A 25097-nucleotide genomic window follows, 5' to 3' on the forward strand; every position below is an offset into this window, starting at 1 on the left:
ATGATATATACAGAAGACGCATCTTTTCCTTATCCGATAATGTGTTCAAATTCAACAGATTACATTAACAATAAATTTTTCTTTGATATTGATGTTAAAAGTAATAATGAATTTTACTCTTTAGAGTTAAATATCCAAATGGAGTCAGATTTTTTAAGAGAACTTTTAAAATCTAAAGAGATTGAATACTATGTTATTATAAAAACTCAAGATAGTAGCTTTTACAAGCTTCCAGATAATAATATTTTAAATATAGACAGATCAAAACTATCTTTTAAAAGTAACAGTAAAATTCAATTAATTCTAAAAAGCAGTTCAGAATTAGATTTTAAAGATAATTATGATATAGATCCATTTTATACAGATGACAATGAAAGTATTATAATAGATAAAAATTCAATTGTTGGATTTTCAAATGTAGTTATATTTGATAGAAGTGAAAAAACCACAGTGGATCTATTTGAGAAAAAAATTGATAAGAGTATTTCAAGTGAAATAAAAATTGAAGTTAGAGATGAAAATATTGTTTTAATATTTAAAGATGAAAAATATCAATATGGAAAGATTTCAGAATCTAAAAGATTAAATTATCCATATCTTTATATAGGTTTACAAAAATTACTTATGGAGATGATTGTAGTAGATTGTAAAAATCAAGAGAACGTATTAGAGATAGACAAAAATAGTATTTCTAATGCAAGCAAAGGAGTTTATCGAAAAATAGTTAAACTGCTTGAAAATAAGGGAATTAAAGAGGTCTCATTTGACAATATAGATGAGATTATCAATCAAATCTCTCCGAATATAGTAAGTGAATATTATAAAGGAATTATGGGAGTGTGCAAAGATGAAGATTAGGAAACTAAATCCAGAGATAATAAGAAAGCCACAAGTTTTTGAATACTATATAGGCAATTATAAAAATGAAGATGAGATTTTTCTAGAGGAATTTTATGAGGTTGAATTATCTCAAGAAAATCTATTTTTTCCAATATATATACCAGATAAAAATGAAGAAGCAAGAAAAGCAAAGTATCGTCAGGCATTTTTATGTATGAGAAATAACTATTTAAAATTAGGTAGAGAGATTTTATTAGATCGTAATTTTTGGTATTCTTTATTTTTAGATAAGTTAAAAGATAGATTGATTTCAGAATATCGAATCTCTTTAGATTCAGAAAAAGATTTTAGAAATATTGTTTTAAAGAAATTTGACTGGGAAAATTATGTGTATAAATTGATATTTGGGGCTGAATATATACAAGAGATGATACCTGACAAAGAGGATCATATTAGATATTTTGATCTTATTACAGAGAATCTGGATGTTTATAACTATATTTTAAAATCTGAAATATTTAAGAATAGCAATTTTTTAATAAAATTTTTAGATACAATAGTTGAAACAGAATCTTCAGAGATTCTAAAGAAAAAAATAGATCTATCAAATGATAAAGATGAAAGAGTTGGCCGTAGAGTTATTAATGAATTTGCAAAGAGTTATCCTGCAGTGTTTGTTCATGCTTTGGATAAGGAGGAGTTTAAAAATTATTTTCTAAAATATTTAGATCATTATAGTAAATTTGTAAAATAAAATAAAAACAAAAGGAGTATGTTATGGGGATCAAAAATTTTTCTTTTGAAAGTATTGAGACTTATTTACAAAAAAGTAAATATTATATTCCAGATTATCAAAGAGAGTATTCGTGGAGTAAGGAAACAGAAGTTGATGATTTTTGGAAAGATCTACAAACTATTATTTTAGAAAAAGATAGAGAGGAGCATTTTTTAGGGCAGGTTGTACTAAACGAAAATGATGGGAAAAAATATATAATTGATGGGCAGCAACGAACAACAACAATGATAATTCTTTTGGCAGTTTTAAGAGATTTTTTTATGAGTTGCATGAGAAGTTTAATATTTCAGATGCTCAAGATATCTATGAAGATATAAAGATAAAATTTATAGGAAGATATTCTGAAACTAAAAATGAGTTAAAATTGACTTTAGGAGAGGTAGATAAGGAATTTTTTAGAACTTATATTCAAATGTTTAGAAAAAAAGAGTTTGAAGTAAATGTAGAGAAAATTCCTTCCCATATTAAAATAAAAGAAGCATATAACTATTTTTATAATGAAATCAAGAAAAAGTTAGATGATTCTAAAAACTCAAATGAACAATATTTAAAATTAAAAGAAATTTATGAGACTTTTTTATCAAAAATAAAAGTTATGTATGTAGAAACAGATAATGAATATGAAGCATTTATTATATTTGAAACTTTAAATGCTAGAGGAAAAGATCTTGAGACAGCAGATTTATTAAAAAATCATCTTTTTAGAATATCTAAAGGAAATCTTGAGTTAGTAAAAAATACTTGGCAAAAAATTTTGGAAACTTTAGAAGAAATAGATGTAACTAGATATATTAGGCATTATTGGAATTCAAAATATTCTTTTTCTAGAGAAAAAGATTTATATAAAAGATTGAGAGATAAAATTTCTACTCCTGTTGATACAAAGGAATTTATTGAAGAAATCGAAAAGCTTTCACCATTATATAAATCTTTAGAAAAACCTGAAAATGGATTTTATTTTGATGATAAGGATATAAATGAATCTTTAACAAACTTGAGAATAATGGATGCGAGTACTTTTTTCCCTTTGATATTAGCATTAGAGAATAAAGGTTTTAATGAAGAGATTATAAAAAAAATTGTTCATAATATAGAAACTTTATTTTTAAGAAATTGTGTAATTGGTGATAAAGTTGCAAATAAATATGAAATTTTATTTTCTAACTTAGCATCCAAAATAACAACAGAAACATTGATAGATTTTGAATCTATAAATAAAGAATTAAAGGATAATATTTTAAGCGATGAGGAATTCTTAGTTGCGTTTGAAACAGCAGAAATTAAACAAGTAACTACGGCTAAGTATGTTTTAAGAGAGATTAATGATTTTTATGATAATGAAACAACAATAATCAAAGATAATAATAAAATTCAGTTAGAACATATAATGCCAAAAGCATTGGGAGATAAATGGAATATAGACAACGAACTACATACTAAATATTTAAATAAAATTGGTAATTTAACACTTTTATATAATAAACTAAATAATAAAGTAAAAAATAATACATTTGAAGTAAAAAAGCAATCTTACAGTGAATCTACAATTCAACTTAATAAAGAATTAATTAATTTTAAAGAATGGAGTATAAAAAATATAGAATCAAGACAAAAAAAATTATCAGAAATTGCAGTGAAAAGATGGAGTATTATTGAATAAAGGTTATTAGCTTACAATATAAAATGAACTAATTTATTCATAGAAGGAGAGAATAAATGGATTTAGCAATTGAAAAATCGCTTATAAATAAAGATATAAATCATTCAGATCATAATCCGAAAATAATAATAAATGGAAATACAAAAGGTATTCAAGAGAAGGTTAAAGAAATTTTAGAAAAATCATCTAGAATTGATATAGCTGTGAGTTATGCTGTTTGGTCAGGATTATCTCTTATACACGAAGGATTAAAAAAATTTGATTCTAAAAGCAGAATAATAGTTACAACAGATGGAACTGTTACAGATATAAGATCATTGGAAGCTTTAAAAGAACTGTCAATTAGTTCTAAGGTTTATGATCCTGAATTTGGAGATATGGGATTTCATTTAAAAAGTTATTTTGGTGAAAATTCAAAAGAAAAAACTCTTCTAATCGGAAGTTCTAATATATCATTAAGGGCTTTTGGGTTTGTGCATGAGATGGGAGTTGAAATCAAGGCTAAAGATGAGGGAGAGATTGTAAAAGAGTATAGAGATACGTTCGATATGATTTGGAATGATAAATCATCAAAATTTATTACAGAAGAATTTATTAATGAATACAAGGAAAAGTTTAATAGAAAAAAAGAGTTATTAAAAAAGATTTCTGATATAAAATTAGAATCTGAAATAACTCCAAATTATATGCAAAGAAAAGCTTTAGAGGAGTTAAAAGAGTGTCGAAAAGAATTTGATAGAGGATTAGTTATAGCTGCAACAGGAACAGGTAAAACATACTTATCAGCGTTTGATGTTAGAAATTCTAAAGCTAAAAAAGTTCTATTTTTAGTTCATAACAGACTTATTTTAACTGATGCAATAAAAACTTTTAAAAAAATATTTAAAGATAAAAAAATACTAGAGTTAAAAACTAATAATACTTTTGAGCAAATATCAAATGCAGATTTTATTTTTACAACAGATAAAACTGCTAAAAATACTTTTTATAAAAGTTCTAAATATTCAAAAGATTTTTTTGATTATATTATTTATGATGAAGCTCATAAAATTGGAGAAGAGACTATATATAAAAATTTAATTGAATGGTTTAATCCAAAATTTTCTTTAGGAATTACAGCTACTCCAGAAAGAAGTGATAATCCTAAATACCTATTTGAAGTATTTAAATATAATGTTCCTTATGAAATTCGATTATTAGATGCTATGGAGCATGAATTAGTTTGTCCTTTTACTTATTATGGTTATAATCTAGATGAAAGGCTTTTAAAATCTAAAGAAAAATTTGATGTAGAAAAATTAGCTGTTTATTTAAAAGATCTTATAAAAGACAAAGGGCACTATGGAGAAAAATTAAAAGGTATTGTATTTTGTAAAGACGTTGATGAAGCAGAAAGCTTATCAAATGAGTTTAATAAATTAAATATTATTAGTTTTTGTGCAAGTGGTTATGAGGTTGATAGAGAGAAAATAGAAGAACAAATTTTAAGTTTAAAATCTGATAAAGAAAAAAGTACTCAATTAGTTTGTGTTGTTGATAGATTTAATGAAGGTGTTGATATTCCAGGAGTCAATATGATTATTATGCTTAGAAATACTACTTCATCAATAATATATTTACAGCAATTGGGAAGAGGGTTAAGAAGAACGAATGATCCACATAAATATGTTACAGTTTTTGATATAATTGGAAACTCTAAAAATAACTATAGTATAGCAGAGGTTTTAACAGGAAATACAACTGTAGATAAAAGAAAATTATTCAAGTATGCTAATACTGGGTTTAAAACAGTATCTCCTTTTATTAATGTTGAAATTGAAAAAGAAGCTATGGATAAAATAATAAAGTCTATTTCTAAGGAGTTCAAGGTAGAGAGTCAACTTAAGCAAAAGTTTAGAGATGAACTTTACAGATTTAAAGAAATACCAACTTTACTAGAACTTTATAAAAATCCAAATTTTAAAGAGTTAGAACTTATTCAATTACTTTGTAAAAATTTTTATGATGTATTTGTGGAAAAATATGTGGAAAAATATAATATAGTTAAAGATAGTGATTTTTTATCTAAGTTCTTTAAATTTATAACACAATTTATTTTTAGAGCTTATAATAAGGAAACTCTAGTTGATTATTCAAAACTTTTAAAAGGAGAGAAAAGCTCAAATTCTATTTTAATTAGGATTCTTGCTCATAAAGATGATTGTGAAAATAGTATATCTAGCGCTATTAAAAGTGACTATTATAATTTAAAGTACTCTTTACCTAAAGTATTTTTATACGAAAATGAAGAGTTGTTAATAAATAGTAAAATAATTAATAAATTAAAAGAAGAAAATGCATATGAATTATTCTTGGAACATATTGATTTAATAGAATATTTAAGTCAAAATCATGATTATAAAATGAAAACATTTGATTTATTGGATAAAGGAGAGTTTCTTTTTAACTCTGGTTCAGAAGACTGTTATATGAATGCAATAGGAGAGTTAATGGATAAAAAAAATAAAAAAGTATACTGTCCAATTACAATTTCTGAAAAAGAAACTTTTCATGATAATTCTATTTATGAATCTGATAAGATTATTTATTTAACAAAAACTTCAATGACAAAAGAAGCTGCAGAAAAGAAATTAAAAGAGTTTATTGATAAGAATTACGAGTTTTGTATAGGAGTAAGATTCCCACATCTTCAATATAGTAATACTTCATATTTTAATATGGGAAAAGTTAAAATTATAGGAGAACCGGAGTTAAATAAAGTAGATACAAAAAAATATAATCATAAGATAAAATTTCAATTAGAAGAAAAAATTCCAGATGAATTATTACAATATAAAAGTTTGGTAGAATAAAAAACTTGAATTAAGTTATTAATAACGGTTTAATTATTTTAATGCTATTAATAAGTATAGAATATGTAGCATTAAATCCAGTGGAAACAAGAGTTTAAAAGCTCTTGTTTTTTTTGTTTTTGCTGTTGTTTTATGGTAAAATAATAATAGGATTTTATTGCTTTTGTGGGGGAGGTAAAGAAAATGGAAACTTGTTTATTAAGGAAAAAGAAGATTTGTTCATTTGATATTTTAGAGGAAAATGGAAAGAAAAATATGGAGTTAGAAACTATTTGGAGAATTGCAAGTCAAAAAAATTTATTATACTGTGATGAATGTGGAGAAGCAGTTTTTCTTAAATCTGGAAATATTAAAGTTCCTCATTTTGCACATAATTTAAGTCATGATAACAAGTTTTGTTCTAAAAGAAATTTTATAACAAGTGAAGAGTATATTAATAACAAGAAAAATATTTATACAATTTTGAAAAAAATACCTGAAATAAGTTTTTTAGAAGTTGATTTTGAAAATAAAGTGGAATTTTTAACAACTTATAATAATATGAATATAAAAGTGTATCTGAAAAAAATTGAAGAGTTTTTAGAAAGCAAAATAAAATATGAAGGAATGGTTTTTTTATATGGAAATGAAAAAAATATTAAGTCTATAAAAAAAGATAAAAATCTTTTTTATTTAAATAATAGAGAAATTACTGTATTAGAACCTCTGCTAAACCCAAGAAAGATAAATTTAGATATGGAGGCTTTAAAAGAGCTTTATCTAAAATATATAGCTTTAGAAAAAGACAAAAGAAGAAGTAATATAGATTTATTTATAAAAGAAAATATTAATAATTTTTACGAAAAGTTTCAATTTTCAAAATTTGATAACTTAGAAAAAGAGATAAAAGATTTAATAACTCATAGTACGGTAAAAAATATGAAACTTCAGTCATCTAGCCAAGAGGATAAAATATCAGATGATTATTATTTAATAAGCGGAAGAAGTTTGGTTAATATTTTAGTAGGAACATATTTTTATGAAAGAGGAATTAAAGAGGACTATAGGATTTCAAATAAAATATCTAATTTTCTAACTGTAAAATTATTTGATTGTTTAAAGTTAGAAGATATATTGGTTATAGAAAAAAATGTTGATATGACTGATTCAGTTAAGCAGATATTTTTAAATAAAATAATAGGATTTTTATTCTATAAAAAAGGGTTTGTATACTTAAAGAGATTGATTTTTAAATATATTGGATTAGAAGAAAATTATATGAAAAACTATGAAGAAATATTTAATCAAATAATATCAAAAACTGGGTTATCGGCACAATATACAGTAGTTAGTGAATCAGGTTTGGATCACTGTAAAATATTTGAGATTAAAATGAAAGTTCAAAACAAAGATTATTATGCAAAAGCTAAAAGTAAAAAAGAAGCAATGAAAGAGTGTAAAAAAATTTTTTTAGATAAAAATCCAGAATTATTAAAGTTTAGTAATTTAGAAAAAACTAAAACTTTTCAGAAAAATCGTAAAAATATTGAGTATACTCTGAATCAAGAAAAACAATATGAAAAACTTAGAAGTAATTTTAAATGCGATATGTCAAGAGTAAAAAGTTATTTTATACATAAATCTATGTACTTAGATTATAACGCTTTAGATATAACTGGTGCTGTTACTATAGGAGCTGAAGTAAAAAGATTGGTAATCTTAAATATAATATTTGAAAATAGAATGAAAATTGATGATGATATTTTAAAAATTTTAGAATACTGTATTTTAAATGATCGAACTACAGAGATATTAAGAGATAATAATTTCGAAAGTTTAATAATTAAAAAGAAAGCACATGAAAATTTAGATGGACAATTGGAGAATAAAGATGTTTTTCAATCTCTATTGTTTTTAAATTTTCAATGTGATCCAAGTTGTAATTATCTGAAAACATTAATGGAGCCATTCTATAAGAATGATATTTTAAATATAAATAAATTAGAAATAACTCAAGCACAAGAAATCTTCCAAAAAAATTATATAGATTTTGAATATAGTTATGTAGATAGTAATATAGATTTTTCTTTAGAGAAAATAACTTGTAATTTAAAGGTTAATCTATTAGAAGATATAGAAGAGGATTTTTTCTATTATGGAGTTGGAAAAAATAAAAAAGAAGCTAAAAGAAAAGCTGACGAAAAATTTTTAAAAACTTGGAGTGAAAATTTAGAATTTTTATTCTCTACATTTAGAGTGCAAGACTATAATAATGAAAATATAGTGGAGCAAGTCAATAATAAAAAATTTTTAAATTCGTATATAAATCATTTTTTGAATATCTCAAAGGATAACTTAATTCAAATTTTAGATTTTTATAAATATTTAAAAAAGTATAATTTAAAAGAATTTTCAGAAATAAAGAAATTTGTAGAAAAAATAGCAGGAACCTTTAGGGAGAATGAAGAGATTTTAGATAAATTATTAAAAATAGTTTTTATAGGAGTAGAGAATTTAAACGAAGAAAACTATGAGAAGTGTTTGAATAATAGATGGAATAATAATTTAGAAAGTATTTTATTAGGAATATACATACAAAATTCAAAAGATTTATTTTTAACGAATAATTTAGAAGATATTTATAGATTGGTGGAAACGCTTTTAGGTGAGGAGGAGTTTGAGCTTTCAAAAAATATTTTAGAATCTTTATTAATTGCAGATATTCCTTTAAATAACTTAGAAAAAGCATTAGAGATTTATGATAAATTAGAACTTTTAGATGAAGATGTTTTCAAAGAGAAAAGAGAAGTATATTTAAAATTAGATAAAAGTAATAAAGATTTTTTAGAAAATGAGCCTTTGAAAGAAGAAGTTTTAAATAAACACTTTGTTATTAATAGGGTAATTGGAGATTTATATTTTCTAAAAAACACTGACTTAAATCTAGAGTTTCAAATTTCATCTAAGAGCATTCCAGGAAAAGTAAAGCCTTTAACAAATGGTGATATATTAGAGTGTAAAATAATAAAAAATCAAAAAAATGAATTTGATTTTCTAGAAGCGAATTTTTTTAAGAACACGATTACAGGTACGATTAAATATATCGATTTAGAAAATAGAATAGTATATGTTCAAGATTTATTGGATAAAATTTATTATCAATATTGTTTTGAAAAACATGAGAAAGAATTTATTGGAGTAGGACTAGAAAAAGAAGTAACTATAAATTTAAAATAAGATTTTATGTAGAGATGCAAAATGCATCTCTATTTTTTTAAAGTAAATAATATACTGTTAAAAAAAACAAAAAAACTATTGACTTTTTACAAAATAAAGATTATACTTCAAACATAAAAGTAAATGATATACTGTTTTTAAAACGGAGGTAAATGAAATGAAGTTAAAATCATGTATGACTATTGTGAATCCCTTTAATATTAAGAAGAGTGAAGTGGAAAGTGACTATAAATTAATTACACCTTCTTGTATAAAGGATAGTAAAATTGAATCTTTTGAGTACGGAAGTGTAGATAATGATAAAGAGATTCATTCAAAATATTTTTTAGTAAAAGATGATATATTGTTTCAAGCAAAGGGAAATAAAAGTGATTCAATATTAATAGAAGAGGATATTGAAAACTTATTACCGAGTACTTCGTACTTTATACTGAGACCTGATTTAACAAAAATCGTTCCTAAGTATCTACAGTGGATTTTAAAAACTGAGGTAGCTGAAAAGTATTTTGAAAAAAATACATCAGGTGCGACAATTAAGGTTATTAGAAAGAACATTCTAGAAGATTTTGATTTTAATTTACCACCTTTAGAGGAGCAAAAAGAGTTTGCCACTTTAATAGAGGCTTTTGAAATAGAAAAAAAAGAAACTGAAAAGTATTTAAAAGCTAAAGAGGAGTTAATAGAAAGAAAGATATTATCAAAGTATGAGGTGATTATTGGTGGATAAAATAATTAAACTTAAAACTGAGAATTTAAAAAGAAGATTAAATAATGAGGAACTAGTAAAAGCTTTAGAGTTCAAAATGACATATGAATTTATGTATTCACTTAAAGATGGAAGAGAGCATTTAAGAGAGCCTCATAAACTAGAGAGATACTTAGATAATATATCTTTTGAAAAAGAGGTAACTATTGAAAATTTAGCTAGTGAGTTTTCTGAAGTTTTAAAGAATTTTGATTTTTTAAATGAGAATTTAAGAGTTTTATCAAAAATTTCTTTAGAAGAGCTTCAAGAGTTTTTAAAAATAGACAGATTATTTCAGCAAAAAATAGATAGAGGTCAATTTTTAGAGATAGCCTTAGAAATCATAGAGACAATTAATAGTTTTCAAAATTCTGGAATAGGGCAATTTTCCACTCCAAAAGAGGTTGGAGAGTTATTAAAAGAGATTTTAGAGGTTAAAAATACTGAAAAATGTATTGATATAACTTTTGGTAAGGGAGATTTAGCTTTAAGAGTTGGAAAAAAAGAGATAGGTGGCTATGAAATAAACTTTACTCTAGGTAGTTTCGGTAACTTAATGCTAAGTATAGCTAATAAAGATGGTGAGGTAGAGATAATAAATTCTTTAAATGGTGACTTTGAAGAGAGTGATGTGGTTGTTTGTGATCCACCATATAGTATGAGTAGTGTAAATTTAGAAGAGGATAGAAATTATTTAAAATGGGGAGTTCCAAAGAGAACTACAGATTTATATTTTTTATCTTTAGCAATAGATAAATCAAAAAAGCGTGGAGCTATTATATTACCTGAAGGAGCACTTTTTAGAGGTGGTGTAGAGGGAGATGTAAGAAGTAATATTATAAAATCTGGATTTATTGAAGGAGTTATCTCATTACCAAGTAACTTAATGCATCATACTGGAATTCAAACAAGTTTAGTTATATTTAATAAAACTAAGAAGAGTAAAAAGATATTCTTCTTAGATGCAAAAGAGAAGTTTAAAAAAATTAGAGGTGGTGTAACTATAAGTAAAGAGGAGTTACAAGATCTAGCTAGAATTTACAAGGAGTTTCAAGAGATTGAAAATATATCTAAATTTGTATCATGTGATGAGATTCTAAAAAATGATGGAGTTTTAAATATAGTTAGATATATTGAACCAAAGGTTTATATGAAAAGTACAGAAAGGATTGTTGAAGAGATGAAGGTATCAATGGAGAAAATAACTAAATACAGAGATATTTCTGATAAGATTTTAAGTAAAATATAAAATTTAAATTAAGGGGGAGTTCCAAGAGATGAAGGAGATATTAAATTTTTTAAAAGAAACAAAAAATAGCAAATATAATGATTTACTAGCATGTTTGGAATTAAAAAAAGATATATTAGATGAAATTAGAGATAAGATAGCTCATGAAAACATTCCAGAAATAGCCAAGTTAGGTGATATGGAAAAAATGACAAATATTATGAATATAATGAGCCAATTGAAAGAAAAATCTGAGTTGATTGATGATATATTGGAAAAAGATTTGGATGTTGAAGAATATGAAGAGATTGAAAAAACAAGTCCTAAAGATTATGAAAATTATAAGGTAGATGATCAAGTAGAGCATAATCTTTATGGTACTTTTACTTTTAAAAGACCTTGTGGAATAAGAATAGAGAATAAAAAAATAGACACTAACAATTGGAAAGAGGTTTTAATAAATACTTGTGAGTATTTAGTACACAAAGATAAAAATACATTTTTAGATATAATTATCAGTAAAAAAATAACTGGAAGAAAAAGGGAGCTAATATCATCATCTAAAGATAACTTAAGAGATCCTAAATATATAAAAGAGGTAAATGGGTATATAGAAACTAATTTAAGTGCCAATGGTATTAAAAATATTATAAAAAGACTTTTAAAAGAGTATAAGATTCCAGTTAAAGATTATGGTGTTTATTTAAGAGCTGACTATACAGAGTTAAATAATCAAAAATAACATTTGTTTAAAATTGCTTAAAATAAAGTATATATTTTGGAGGAGTAAGATGATTTTAGAAGGAGAATTTTTTAGAGTAAAAAAACAAGAGTATAATGAAAAAACTTTAGCATGTATTGAAAAATCTGTAGAAAAACTTTCTGAAATAGAAGATAAGCCTTTAATGATGTTAGGGAAAATTCAAAGTGGAAAAACTAAATCTTTTATAGGTGTTGTATCATTAAGCTTTGATAATGGGTATGACTTAGCTGTTATTTTAACTAAAAATTCAAATGCACTTGCAAAACAAACTGTTGCAAGAATGAAACAAGAATTTTCTGAATTTTTAGAAGAAGATAGTGTTGAAATATTTGACATAATGAATGCATCGCCTAATATGACTAAATTTGAATTAGAAAAAAAACTTATAATTGTTGTAAAAAAAGAAAAAAATAATTTACCTAGACTGATGGATTTTATTCAAACTTATTCTCTAGCTCAGAATAAAAAGTGTCTAATTATTGATGATGAAGCTGATTTTGTGAGCGTTGGATATGATAAAAACAAAGAAACAGAAGAGTTTGATTTAAGAAAAATAGCAGCTCAAATTAATGAGTTAAAAATTCAGACAGAATGCAAATTTATCCAGGTAACTGCGACTCCTTATTCCTTATATCTTCAGCCTGAAAATATAGATCTAGGGAACGACATAGAAATAAAACCAGTGAAACCTTATGAAACAGTTTTAGTTCCGTCTGGAGAAGGATATATAGGTGGAGAATATTATTTTGACAGAGAAAAGAATCCTTTAGGAGAATATCTATTTCATGCAATAGAAGAGACTGAACTAACAATATTGAAAAGCAGTGATCGTAGAAAGTTCAAAGAGGAAGATATTTTAGTAAGCAATAAAATAGAAGGATTAAGAACAGCTATTTTAAACTTTATAACAGGAGGCTGTATTAGGATTCTACAAAATGGAGGAAATCCTAGAGGAAAAAGTAATAAATTTAGTTTTATAATTCATACGGAAATTTCTAAAAACTCTCATGCAAGACAGGAAAATATAATAGAAGAATTATTATCGCAATTAAAAAATGAGGTTCAGAAAAAAGATACCTCTTTATTAGATAAGTTTATTGAAAATAGTTATTTTAATATAATTCAATCTGTAGAAAAATATGGATTTGAAAACCCATCCTTAGATGAGGTTATAGACTATGTAAAAAAGGCTATAAAAGATGAATGGTTAAGTAAAGTAATTGTTAATTCAGAAAATGATATAAATACTTTATTAGATGATGATGGACAACTTAGGTTGCGTACACCCTTAAATATATTTATTGGTGGACAAATATTAGATAGAGGAATTACAATAAATAATTTAATTGGATTTTATTATGGAAGAAACCCAAATAAAATGCAGCAAGATACAGTTTTGCAGCATTCAAGAATGTATGGTTATAGAAGTGAAAAAGATTTGGCAGTTACAAGATTTTATACAACTAAAAATTTATATGAAAAAATGTCTCAAATAAATGATTTTGATGCAAAACTTAGAGAAGATTTTGAACAAGGTAATTTTGATAAAGGAATTATATTTATAAGTACTGATAGTAATGGGAAAATAATACCATGTTCTCCACAAAAAATAAGAATAAGTAATACTCAATTTTTAAAAGAAGGTAAAACTATAACTCCAATAGGATTTCAGACTGGATATAAAACCCATATTAAGGATTATATAAAAGAAATTGATAGAATTCTTAGAGAAAATAATAAAGGTGAATTAAAAGGTAAATTTACAATATCAAAAGATGAAGCTTGTAATATAATAGATTTAATTTATAAAACAATAGAAATAGAAAATAATAATTGTGTTGATAGAAATACATTTATTTCATTAATAAACTATTTAAGTACTTCTAATAAAATTAATGTTTATTGTGGAGTAGATAGAAATATTAGTAGATTAAGAAAAACTTCAAGATACTATTCAGATATGCCATATAATAGAGACAACGATTTAAGACAAGCTAAAGAGTTAGCTCATAAGGAGCCAACGTTAATGTTAATGAGACAGAACGGTTTAAAAGCTAATGATTGGATGGATGCTGAATTTTATTGGCCTGTACTTGTAGTACAAAAGAATGTTCCTAAAGCCGTTTATACTTCAGAAGTTTTAAAGTAATAAACTTTAGATACTTTCTATAGTATCAAGAATATGGCATAAAGTATGTCTTTATGGTAAAATTAAGAGTGATAAAATAAAGATTATTAAATAGAAATTTATTTAGAAGGGAGTTAATATGATAACAGGTGAAATAAAAAATAAAGTGGATCAAATGTGGGAATATTTTTGGACGGGAGGACTAACTAATCCAATAGATGTAATAGAACAACTAACATATCTTATGTTTATGAAAAGATTGGACATAGAGCAAATGTCAAAAGAAAAGACAGCAATACAAAGTGCTGCTTTATTAGGAATACAGGAAGATACAAGTAAATATATATACCAAAAAGATAAAGAATACTTAAGATGGTCAAGATTATTAGACAATTCAAAAGCACATGAAATAATTAGAAATGACGGAATGGAATTTTTAAAAACACTTTCAGGAGATGAAGAAAGTGCGTATTCTAAATATATGAAAAATGCAGTTTACAAAGTTCCTAGTGCTAAGGTACTTAAAAATACTATGGATGTAATGGAAGATATATTTTCTGATGAAAGTTTTGTAAAAGATAGAGATGCAAAAGGAGATTTATACGAATATTTATTATCAAAGCTATCTACAAGTGGAACAAATGGACAATTTAGAACACCAAAGCATATAATAAACATGATGGTAGAATTAATGAAGCCAACACCAGAGGATACAATAATAGATCCAGCTTGTGGAACAGCAGGATTTTTAGCTAGTAGTGTAGATTATCTAATGAGAAATCATAAAAATGAAATAATGGTAAGTAAAGATAAAAGAGATCATTTTAACCAAAAAGCCTTTAATGGAAATGATACAGATGCAACTATGTTAGGGATATCAGCTATGAACTTAATGCTTCATAATGTTGAAAATCCTAATCTTTATTTAGAAAATTCCTTATCAGTAGATTATAAAAAAGAAAATGAATATTCTCTTGTTCTTGCAAACCCTCCATTTAAAGGAAGTTTAGATTATGAAGATGTAAATTCTACTTTATTAGAAGGAGCGAAAACAAAGAAAACAGAACTATTATTTTTAAGACTTATAACAAGAATATTAAAAATAGGGGGAAGAGCAGCAGTAATCATTCCTGATGGAGTATTATTTGGATCGTCTAATGCACATAAGAGTGTAAGAGAGGAAATAATAGAAAAACATAAGTTAGAGGCTGTAATTTCAATGCCAAGTGGAGTGTTTAAGCCATACGCAGGAGTTAGCACAGGAATCCTTATTTTCACTAAAACAGGAGATGGAGGAACTGATAAAGTTTGGTTTTATGATATGACAGCAGATGGATATTCTTTAGATGATAAAAGAAATCCTATAGAAGAAAATGATATTCCAGATATAATTGAAAGATTTGGGAATCTAGATAAAGAAGTTGAAAGAAAAAGAACAGAAAAATCATTCTTTGTACCTGTATCTGAAATAAAAGAAAATAATTATGATTTATCTTTAAATAGATATAAAGAAGTAGAATATGAAGAGGTAGAATATGCAAAACCATCTATAATATTGTCTGAGATAAAAGAACTTGAAAAGAAAATTATGGAAGGCATACAAGCTCTTGAAGCTATGTTAGAGGTGTAAAATAATGGCATGGAAAAAAGTAAAATTAGAAAAAATATGTGACATTTCAAGTGGAGGGACACCATCTAGAAAAGAAAATTTTTATTATAATGGTCAAATACCATGGTTAAAAATATCAGATTTAAATGTAAGAGGAAAATTTGTTTATGATAGTGAAGAAAAAATTACAAATAGAGGGTTAAATGCAATTAGAGATAAAATTTTTGAAAAAGGAACTTTAATGTTTGCAATGTATGGCTCGATAGGAAAAACTGCATTTGCAGGTGTGAATCTATCTTGCAATCAAGCTATTTTAGGTATTTCTTCTAAAGATAATAATAGGACTAATTTAGATTATATAAATTATTGGTTGAAATCAAAAAAAAAATTATTAAGTAAGCTAGCAAATGGAGTAGCACAAAAAAATTTATCAGCCACAATCATTAAAGAATTAGAAATCCCATTACCTCCAATGGAGATCCAGATAAAAATAGCAGAAGCCTTAGATAAAGCTCAAGAGCTTATAGATAATAGAAAACTGCAATTAGAAAAATATGATGAGTTAATTCAATCGACATTTATAGATATGTTTGGAGATCCAGTTTTAAACACTAAGAAGTGGAATAGTAAAAAGCTTGGTGAGTTAACAGAAGTAGGTTCTAGTACAAGAGTTTTTACAAGCGAGTTAGTACTAGAAGGGATTCCTTTTTATAGAGGCAGTGAAATTGGAAAATTAAGTATGGGAGAAAAAATAACTTCAGAGTTATATATTTCATTAGACCATTATAATAAAATTAAAAAGAAATATTCAATACCTAAGATAGGAGATCTGTTAATGTCATCAATTTGTCCAGATGGAAAAATTTGGTGTGTAGATAATGATAATCCTTTTTATTATAAAGATGGAAGAGTGTTATGGATAAAGAGAAATGAAGAAATAATTTGTAGTAAATATCTTCAATATTTTTTAAAAATAATATTTAGATTAAACTATAGTAAGATAGCTTCTGGTACAACTTTTTCAGAATTAAAAATATTTATATTAAAAGAACTTTTGATTTATCTTCCACCAATAGAACTTCAAAATAAATTTGCTTCTATTATAGAGGCAATAGAAAATGAAAAAAAATTATGTGAAGAATCATTAAAACAGATAGAAGAAAATTTTGATTCTATGATAGATAAAGCGTTTAAAGGGGAATTATTTTAATACTTTGTAGAATTTTTAAAGGAGAGCCAATAACTAAAAATAAAAATAAATATAATTTATAATTGGATATAAAAAGATTTAAATTTTACTAGTAGTTAGTGAGTAGCAAACAATAGTTTTTATTGTTTGCTAAACAACAGTTATTAGTTTATAAAGGGGGAAAGTGATGTCAAATTTTAGTTTTTTAGAAAATGATTTTAAAGAATTATATCTTGATTGTAAAGAAGCAGAGGAAAATGTATATATAAAACCAAGAACAAGTTGTTTTTATAGTAGAAGAGCTTTAGAATTAGCAGTTAATATACTATTTGATTTAGAAGGATTGGATAAACCCACTAAAGAAATAAATGGGAAAATTATTACAGATAAAACTTTAGGAACTTTAATAAGAACTTCAGAATTTAAAAGTATAATAGATAATTCAGAAGAGTTAGAAAAAATAAATATTATAAGATTATCTGGAAATGAGGCTGTTCATAAAAATAGTGCTATAACAAGTGAAGTCGCACTAATTTCTTTAGAGATATTATATGATTTTACTTCATGGATGGCTTATTGTTACGGTAGTTTAAAAGAAGAAAAACCTTTTAATATAAATATTATAAACAAATATTCTTCTATGAGAGAGGAAGAGTTATTAAAAAGAATAGAAATTTTAGAAAAAGAGAAAAATGAAAATTTAAATAAATTAAATTACTCAAAAGTAGAGCAAGTAAATAAAAAACACAGAGAGCTCACTATTAAAAACATAGATGAAGCTAAAACTAGAAAGTTATATATAGATATTCTCTTAAGGGAAGCTGGCTGGGATATTAATCAACCTAATGTTAAAGAATTTAAGGTTAATGGAATGCCAAATAAAAAGGAAGAGGGATATGCTGATTATGTTTTGTGGGGAGATAATGGAAAACCTTTAGCTGTTGTGGAAGCGAAAAGAACTTTAAAAAACCCAGAAGAAGGAAAACATCAAGTAACTTTATATGCTGAGTGTTTGGAAAAAGATTGGGGACAATATCCTGTAAGATTTTATACAAATGGATTTGAAACTTATATATGGGAAAAAAATGAGATTCCTAGACAAGTTTATGGATTTTATAGAAAAGAAGAACTTGAAACTTTAATTATAAGAAGAACACAATCTTTAGATTTAGATAAAGCAAGAAAGCTGATTAATCCAGATATTGCAGGAAGAAGCTACCAACTTAGAGCCATAACAAAAGTAATTGAAAATTATTATGATAATTATAGAAAAGCTCTTTTAGTAATGGCTACAGGATCTGGAAAAACTAGAACTTCGATATCAATTGTAGATGTATTATTAACTGCTAATAGAATTAAAAGAGTATTATTTTTAGCAGATAGAACAGCTCTTGTAAATCAAGCTCAAAAAAATTTTTCTAAACTAATTGGAAGCGACCATACTTTGGAGAATTTAATTGAGACTAAAGGAAATAGTAAAGCTAGAATAGTATTTTCTACATATCAAACAATGATAAATGAAATAGATAAACTAAGGGAAGATGGGACAAGACAATTTGGTGTAGGGTATTTTGATTTAATAATAGTGGATGAATCTCATAGAAGTATTTATAAAAAATACGGTGCAATTTTTGATTATTTTGACAGCTTGTTATTAGGATTAACTGCAACACCAAAAGATGAAATAGATAGAAATACATACAAAGTATTTGATTTAAAAGATGGAGAACCAACAGATTCATATAATTTATTTGATGCTGTAAATGATGGTTATTTAGTATTACCTGAAGTTAAGGAGATTGATTTAAAATTTCCAGAAAAGGGTATTAAATATAGTGAATTAAGCGATGCTGATAAAGAGGAATATGAATTGAAATTTTCAGACGATGAGGGTAATATTCCTGATGAGATTGGATCTGAAGCACTTAATAGTTGGTTATTTAATAAAAATACAGTTGAAAAAGTTATTGAAACATTAATGTCTCAAGGACATAAAGTAGAAGGTGGAGATAAACTAGGAAAAACTATTATATTTGCCAAAAATGATAAACATGCTGAGTTCATAGTAGAAGTTTTTAATAAAATGTTTCCACAATTAGGTGGAGAGTTTTGCCAAAAAATTACAAATAAAGTGAATTATGCTCAAGATTTGATAGATAGATTTTCTATTGTTACTAAATTTCCTCAAATAGCTGTTTCTGTTGATATGCTTGATACAGGAATAGATGTTCCTGAAGTTTTAAATCTAGTATTCTTTAAGAAGATAAGATCGAAATCAAAATTCTGGCAAATGATTGGAAGAGGAACTAGACTTTGTCCAAATATATTTTCACCTGAAATTGATAAGAAAAATTTTTATATTTTTGATTTTTGTAAAAATTTTACATTTTTCGAAAGCAATCAAAAAGAGATTGAAGGATGTGTTCCAGAAAGTCTTACACAAAAGATATTTAATTCTAGAGTTAATCTTACTTACTTTTTACAAGATATTAAATATCAAGAAATTAAGGAATATAAAGAGTTTTGGAATAATTTATTAAATACAATACATAATGATATTTTAGAAATCGATATATCATCAGCTTTTGCAAGAAAAGAAGTAAGATATATTGAAAAATATAAAGATAAAGATGAACTAACAAATTTAAATGAAATAAAAATAAATGAACTTAAAAATAATATAAGTTATATTGTTTATTCTAAAGATTTAGATGAGAAAGCAAAGAGATTCGATTTACTTATAATGAAGTTACAACTATCAATACTTGATGAAGGTAAAGTTATTCCAAGTGCTATTAAAGGATTGAGAGAGTTAGGAAAAGGGCTTGAAAAGTTAGGAAGCATTCCTAAGGTTCTTGAAAAAAAAGAAGTAGTTAAATTACTTAATAATGATGAATTTTGGGAAGATATTGATATTATTGCTTTAGAAAAAATTAGAAATGATTTAAGAGATTTAATCAAATATTTAGATGGAGATAATTCTTCTCAAAAAATTATTTATACAGATTTTTCTGATGAGATAATAAAAACTGAAACTAAGGGGATTTCTTTTGGGGTATATGATTTTTTACCAACAAGAGATCGTGTTAGAAAAATAATGCTTGAAAATAAAGAAAAAGCATCATTAATTAAGTTAAAAAACAATATTGTTCTAGATGATATAGATATTAAAGAGTTAAATGATATATTATTTGGGAATAAGATAGTTACAGTGGATGAAGTTTATGAAGAAGTAAAAAAAGAAAATGAAGTAAAACAAAATAAAGATATAACTTTAGGGTTATTTTTGAGATCTATAATAGGATTAGATGGTAAAGCTGTAGAAGAGCAGTTTTGCGAGTTGATTTCTGGAAAAGGGTTTAGTGGGGTTCAAATAGAGTTAATTGATTATATTATAAAGCATTATGTTAAAAATGGAGTGTTTTATAAAAAACAATTAAGAGATCCAGATATTAAGAATTTTTATGGTGCTGAATTTTTCTCTATTTTTCCAAATATGGAAGATGCAAAAAGTTTGGTAGATATTATAGACAGTATTAATGGTACTGCTAATTTTAGAATTAATTAAAAAATATTGCTGAATAAATTCATAAGCAACATACAATAAAAAGAACTTTTAAAATAAAAAGGGGAATTAATAAATTATGGAAATTAAAAAGGAATTGTTGATTCCTCTATGGGGTATCTTTATTACATCAATAATAAAAGTTATTCAAAAACAAATTTCATTATATTATGTAAAAATTCAATTGAAAGATATACTAAAAAAAATATCAGAAAATAGAGAAGATGATTATTTCAAATTAAATAAAGAGTTTACAATGGGTGTTTTTAATGAGTTATCAAAAAATTCAACAGACAATGTTTATAGTAAGGTATTTTTTTTAGATGAATTTTTATTGTCTTTAAAAGGAACAAATATGTTTAATGATGCTTTAGAAGTTAATGTTTTAATTAAAGAGAATCAAAAATATTTCGAGCAATTAAAAAAATTTGATAAATTAAATATAATAGAAAAAATAGAAGAATCAATGAGTATATCTATAGATGGGCGTCACTTAGAGCCTTGTAAAGATGAAAAATTAATTATTAAATTAATGCATGAATTTAATATTTATAAAGTATTCTGGGTAAACGATACAACTCACGAGCATAAAGAATATTTTTTAAAAAAATTTGAAGAATTTCAAAATAATTTTTCTTGTAAAAAAAATGAGATATATAGTCTAATTTTAGAAGAAAAATTAAAACTTTTACAAACAAATATAGATTCAATTACCTATATTAAGATTCTGAATAATTTAAATATTTTATTTTTTAAACTTATTATAAATTTAGATTTTATAGACTATAATTTCTATAATGAAAAAAAAATGAAAATTAAATTAGAATTACTTACTATGATTGATTTAGTTGAAAAATATGAAAAAAATAACAATATAATAATGGAGATACTTAATAAGATTAATTCTAAAGAATATCTTTATTTTAAGAAAAAAGTTAAACTTTCTTATTTTAAATTAGGAATAATTTTCTCAGATTTTTTCTGATGGATTTCAAATTTATCTGAAAGAAGGGAGGGGTTTTAGTGAAGAGATGTTTTGATTCAGATATCAAAAAATTTATAGAGATAGAACAAGATCAGTGGCTAGGAGAGATGATAAACAATTTTAAATTGATCTTTGCTGGAGAATTTCCATCTAATGAACAAGTTATGGCTTGGAAAGATTGCTTTGTAAAATTACAAAAGGAGTTAAAAAAATTATCTTCTTTAGAGGGTCATATTATCTTTGAATATCTTCTTCCTATGGAAGGTGGAAGAAGGCCTGATGTTATACTTCTTTTAGAAGATAAGGTTTTTATACTAGAATTTAAAATGAAAAAAACCTATTCTCATAGTGATCTTGATCAATTAAAAGGATATTATAGAGATATTACAGGTTACCATAGAGAAAGTCAGAAACTTACAGTAGTTCCTTTTCTTATAATCACTATGATTGAGGATAAAAAGATAGTAATAGATGGCAGATATAATATATGTTCTTGTAATATGCTAGTAGATACATTAAATACTTTATTAAGTGGAGAAAATCTAAATATTGATCCAAAAATTTGGATGGGATCTGAGTATTCTCAACTTCCTACGCTAATTAATGCTGCTATAGATATATTTAATAATAATGATATAAAGGAGTTGAGATCAGCTAAAAGTGCTGGTATATATACTGCACTAGAAAAATTAAAGACAATATCAGAATGGACTACAGATGATAAAGAGAATAAAAGTAGATCTAATTCTATATCATTTGTAACTGGAGTACCTGGGGCAGGTAAAACTTTACTTGGCTTGGAATTTATACATCATAGTAAGGGTGGGAGTTTCTTATCTGGGAATGGTCCTTTGGTGAAGGTACTTCAATATGCTTTACAAAGCCGTACATTTGTTACAGATTTATATAAATTTAAGAGTGAATATACTAGTAATTCAAAACAGCCTCATACGAATATAATTGTTTTTGATGAGGCACAAAGAGCTTGGGACGCTTTACAGAATAAACGTTATAAAAAATCAGAGCCGCAATGTATAATAGAAATAGCAGATAAGACTGCAAAACCTTGTCACTATTTGGGGTTAATTGGAGAAGGTCAAGAAATACATCATGGAGAAGAACAAGGGATAAAGCTCTGGAGAGAAGCTTTAAGAAGTAGTAAGAAGCTCTGGTATGTTACTTGTCCAGAAAGTTTAAAAATTTACTTTGAAGGGTTGGATAATGTTAAAATTAAAATCATAAAAGAATTTAATTTAGATTCATCTTTAAGAACTCATGCAGCTAATGAATATCCAAAATGGGTGAAAAATCTCTTAGAAAATATTCTAGATGAAAAGTTAGCTGAAAAAATTCAAGAAAATAACTTTAATATGTACATTACAAGAGAATTAGGAAAAGCTAAAAAATATTGTTTAAATAGATATAAAGATTCTAAATATAAAAAATATGGACTATTAGGTTCTTCAAAGGTTTATAGAGATAAAACTGAAAAATTTGATCCAGGACCTTGGTTCCATGATCCTGTTTCTTCGCTAAATTCTTGTTGTAGTTTTAAAAGTATTGCTACAGAGTTTGATTGTCAAGGGCTTGAAATTGATATGCCTATTATTTATTGGGGTGAAGATCTTTTACATGATGAAAATGATTGGATAAAATATACTTTAGATACAAAGTTGCAGGATCCACATAAGATAAGACTTAATAGTTATAGAGTTCTATTAACAAGAGGAAGAGATGGTGTTATTGTCTATATTCCTAAAGATGAGAAGTTTGATGAAACACATAAATTTTTAATTAAAGCAGGAATGAAAATATTATAAAAATTTTTAGAACAAAATAACAAAATAGCAGGAGATTTAAAATAGTGAGAATAAGTAAAAAAAACTGGCTTAAAAATAATGGAAATACTAAGAAAACTTTAAAATCTAATGATTATCAAAAATTTATAGATGGATGGTTAGATATTGAAACCTTAGAAGAAAGAGTTGAAATTTTAAAATCAGAATATTCATACTACACTGTAGAATTAGAAGGTAATGAAGATAAAATATTTATTATTAGAGAACTTAGAAGAAGAGTAGCAGATCAAGGACTATATATTTTATATAAAGATAGTAAACTAGTCGGTCCTATTATGATTAGGCATAAGAAGGGAACCTCTTTAATAGATTGTTATGATCCTTCTTTACCCTCGTTTGATTATGTTGATAAAAAATTTGTAGTAAATATAGATAATATAGAAATGTATTCCTTTGAGACCTTTAAAGAACTTAATCAATTTTACAATAACCAATATCCATCTAACTCTATTACAAAAGTATTTAAAGAAAAGTTACTTAAACTTTTATTTGATTTAGAAAATTCTAAAGTTAATCTAACATACAAACTTAAAAAAAATGACTATAGATTATTAGAGAATGAGATTGAAGTTTTCCATTCTTCAGAAATGGATGAGATACGTGATTTTCTAGTAAAATTTTATCCTATAAGTGAGCACCGTAAATATATCTCTCTTTATATAAGCTCAGCTATATATGATTTGTTTAGTAATGTGCAAATTAATTACTTTAATTTTGAATATGAATGTTCCAAAGATGATAGTATTATTAAATATACTAAAAATAGAGATGAAGCTATTAAATTTCTAAAAGAAAACGCAAGAGATAATGAAGCTTATATTTATGCTTTAAAATCACTTGAAGAACGGGAAAGTTATTTTAAAGAATTAGAAGCACTATTAAATAAAGATAGTATCTCTCCCTCTGATGACAAAATAAATGAAATTAAATCTATTCAAAGTAACACTTTAAAACTCAAGGCAGCACCTAAGAGATCTGAAGTAATTACACCAAGACAAGCTTTTTCTAGAAATAGTAGCATTGCTGATCAAGCTTTAAAATCTGCTAATTACAAATGTGAGCATCAAATAAATCATGAAACTTTTATAAGTGGTAAAGGAATTCCATATATGGAAGCACATCATCTTGTTCCTATGAATGCTCAAGAACAATTTGAGTGGGATTTAGATATTCCAGAGAATTTATTTTCACTTTGTCCTATGTGCCATAGAGAAATACATCATGGAAATAGATCTGGAATAAGAAAAATTGTGACTAAACTTTATAATGATAGGGGTTATTTACTACCTTTAAGTTTAGAAGAAATTTTAGAGTTGTATTATAAATAAAAACTAAAAATATAATATAAGAGAAAATATGAGACCGAGAAGATTTACTAGAGGATGGAGTCCATCGTATAATTATAGCCCTGTTAGAGAACATGGCAATAAAACAGTTAAAGAACCTAAAAGTAAACTTGAAAAAGAATTGGATACTAAAAAATTTATAAGTAAACAATGTTTAAAATTTGGAGTTGAAAATATATTTAAAATGGTGAAATATTTAAATTCTAAAAAGATGCAATGTAAACCTATTAGAGTGAATGAAATAACAGGTAAAAGATTTACATTTTTTCAAGATCCTGATAATCTTTCACTTGAAATTTATGAATTATAAAAATTA

At 25.2% G+C, this 25097-nt stretch carries 17 protein-coding genes; all 17 read left to right on the forward strand.

Translation table 11 applies throughout. The features are described 5' to 3' along the window. Positions 1 to 858: hypothetical protein (locus tag NON08_RS12110; RefSeq protein WP_256691862.1), on the forward strand; the 858-nt coding region annotated here is incomplete at its 5' end. Next, complete coding sequence (locus NON08_RS12115) at positions 848 to 1594, forward strand: hypothetical protein (protein ID WP_256691863.1); 747 nt, start codon at positions 848 to 850, stop codon at positions 1592 to 1594. The genes NON08_RS12110 and NON08_RS12115, both read left to right, overlap by 11 nt. 23 nt (positions 1595 to 1617) lie before the next feature. Then, a complete protein-coding gene (locus tag NON08_RS12120) occupies positions 1618 to 1953 on the forward strand; it encodes a DUF262 domain-containing protein (protein WP_256691865.1) in 336 nt (111 codons plus the stop codon). Then, a complete protein-coding gene (locus tag NON08_RS12125; RefSeq protein ID WP_256691866.1) occupies positions 1902 to 3296 on the forward strand; it encodes a DUF262 domain-containing protein in 1395 nt (464 codons plus the stop codon). Before NON08_RS12120 ends, NON08_RS12125 begins: the two co-directional genes overlap by 52 nt. Positions 3297 to 3352: 56 nt before the next feature. After that, the gene (locus NON08_RS12130) at positions 3353 to 6148 is read left to right on the forward strand and encodes a DEAD/DEAH box helicase family protein (RefSeq protein ID WP_256691867.1); all 2796 of its coding nucleotides are present in this window, start codon (positions 3353 to 3355) and stop codon (positions 6146 to 6148) included. 183 nt (positions 6149 to 6331) lie between these two features. Continuing rightward, positions 6332 to 9364: a competence protein CoiA family protein gene (locus tag NON08_RS12135; RefSeq protein WP_256691868.1), complete on the forward strand. Its 3033-nt coding sequence runs from the start codon at positions 6332 to 6334 to the stop codon at positions 9362 to 9364. Between the two features lie 157 nt (positions 9365 to 9521). Continuing rightward, the gene (locus tag NON08_RS12140) at positions 9522 to 10091 is read left to right on the forward strand and encodes a restriction endonuclease subunit S (RefSeq protein WP_256691869.1); all 570 of its coding nucleotides are present in this window, start codon (positions 9522 to 9524) and stop codon (positions 10089 to 10091) included. After that, on the forward strand, positions 10084 to 11358 hold the full coding sequence (locus NON08_RS12145; RefSeq protein ID WP_256691870.1) for an N-6 DNA methylase: 1275 nt from the start codon (positions 10084 to 10086) through the stop codon (positions 11356 to 11358). Before NON08_RS12140 ends, NON08_RS12145 begins: the two co-directional genes overlap by 8 nt. Positions 11359 to 11386: 28 nt before the next feature. Beyond that, positions 11387 to 12079, forward strand: a complete 693-nt coding sequence (locus NON08_RS12150; RefSeq protein ID WP_256691871.1) for a hypothetical protein — start codon at positions 11387 to 11389, stop codon at positions 12077 to 12079. A 49-nt stretch (positions 12080 to 12128) separates the two neighbouring features. Continuing rightward, entirely contained in the window at positions 12129 to 14249 is a 2121-nt protein-coding gene (locus NON08_RS12155; RefSeq protein ID WP_256691872.1) for a Z1 domain-containing protein, read from the forward strand. A gap of 118 nt (positions 14250 to 14367) precedes the next feature. After that, positions 14368 to 15858 (forward strand): N-6 DNA methylase, encoded by a 1491-nt coding sequence (locus tag NON08_RS12160; RefSeq protein ID WP_256691874.1) that lies wholly within the window; start codon positions 14368 to 14370, stop codon positions 15856 to 15858. A 4-nt stretch (positions 15859 to 15862) separates the two neighbouring features. Beyond that, positions 15863 to 17047, forward strand: a complete 1185-nt coding sequence (locus NON08_RS12165) for a restriction endonuclease subunit S (protein ID WP_256691875.1) — start codon at positions 15863 to 15865, stop codon at positions 17045 to 17047. Positions 17048 to 17213: 166 nt separating this feature from the next. Beyond that, positions 17214 to 20594, forward strand: a complete 3381-nt coding sequence (locus NON08_RS12170; RefSeq protein WP_256691876.1) for a DEAD/DEAH box helicase family protein — start codon at positions 17214 to 17216, stop codon at positions 20592 to 20594. Between the two features lie 76 nt (positions 20595 to 20670). After that, positions 20671 to 21576, forward strand: a complete 906-nt coding sequence (locus tag NON08_RS12175) for a hypothetical protein (protein WP_256691877.1) — start codon at positions 20671 to 20673, stop codon at positions 21574 to 21576. Between the two features lie 38 nt (positions 21577 to 21614). Continuing rightward, positions 21615 to 23396, forward strand: a complete 1782-nt coding sequence (locus tag NON08_RS12180) for a DNA/RNA helicase domain-containing protein (RefSeq protein ID WP_256691878.1) — start codon at positions 21615 to 21617, stop codon at positions 23394 to 23396. Between the two features lie 44 nt (positions 23397 to 23440). After that, complete coding sequence (locus NON08_RS12185; protein WP_256691879.1) at positions 23441 to 24763, forward strand: hypothetical protein; 1323 nt, start codon at positions 23441 to 23443, stop codon at positions 24761 to 24763. Between the two features lie 28 nt (positions 24764 to 24791). Next, on the forward strand, positions 24792 to 25091 hold the full coding sequence (locus NON08_RS12190) for a hypothetical protein (RefSeq protein WP_256691880.1): 300 nt from the start codon (positions 24792 to 24794) through the stop codon (positions 25089 to 25091). The last annotated feature ends 6 nt before the right edge of the window (positions 25092 to 25097 follow it).

This window comes from Cetobacterium sp. NK01, assembly GCF_024506395.1.
Taxonomy (GTDB): Bacteria; Fusobacteriota; Fusobacteriia; order Fusobacteriales; family Fusobacteriaceae; genus Cetobacterium_A; species Cetobacterium_A somerae_A.

Excerpts from the sequence above, each read along its gene's own strand:
- NON08_RS12155 (WP_256691872.1), top strand. The coding sequence starts at position 12,129 with ATGATTTTAGAAGGAGAATTTTTTAGAGTAAAAAAACAAGAGTATAAT.
- NON08_RS12140 (WP_256691869.1), top strand. The coding sequence starts at position 9,522 with ATGAAGTTAAAATCATGTATGACTATTGTGAATCCCTTTAATATTAAG.
- NON08_RS12135 (WP_256691868.1), top strand. The coding sequence starts at position 6,332 with ATGGAAACTTGTTTATTAAGGAAAAAGAAGATTTGTTCATTTGATATT.
- NON08_RS12170 (WP_256691876.1), top strand. The coding sequence starts at position 17,214 with ATGTCAAATTTTAGTTTTTTAGAAAATGATTTTAAAGAATTATATCTT.
- NON08_RS12115 (WP_256691863.1), top strand. The coding sequence starts at position 848 with ATGAAGATTAGGAAACTAAATCCAGAGATAATAAGAAAGCCACAAGTT.
- NON08_RS12120 (WP_256691865.1), top strand. The coding sequence starts at position 1,618 with ATGGGGATCAAAAATTTTTCTTTTGAAAGTATTGAGACTTATTTACAA.
- NON08_RS12175 (WP_256691877.1), top strand. The coding sequence starts at position 20,671 with ATGGAAATTAAAAAGGAATTGTTGATTCCTCTATGGGGTATCTTTATT.
- NON08_RS12130 (WP_256691867.1), top strand. The coding sequence starts at position 3,353 with ATGGATTTAGCAATTGAAAAATCGCTTATAAATAAAGATATAAATCAT.
- NON08_RS12165 (WP_256691875.1), top strand. The coding sequence starts at position 15,863 with ATGGCATGGAAAAAAGTAAAATTAGAAAAAATATGTGACATTTCAAGT.
- NON08_RS12160 (WP_256691874.1), top strand. The coding sequence starts at position 14,368 with ATGATAACAGGTGAAATAAAAAATAAAGTGGATCAAATGTGGGAATAT.
- NON08_RS12190 (WP_256691880.1), top strand. The coding sequence starts at position 24,792 with ATGAGACCGAGAAGATTTACTAGAGGATGGAGTCCATCGTATAATTAT.
- NON08_RS12150 (WP_256691871.1), top strand. The coding sequence starts at position 11,387 with ATGAAGGAGATATTAAATTTTTTAAAAGAAACAAAAAATAGCAAATAT.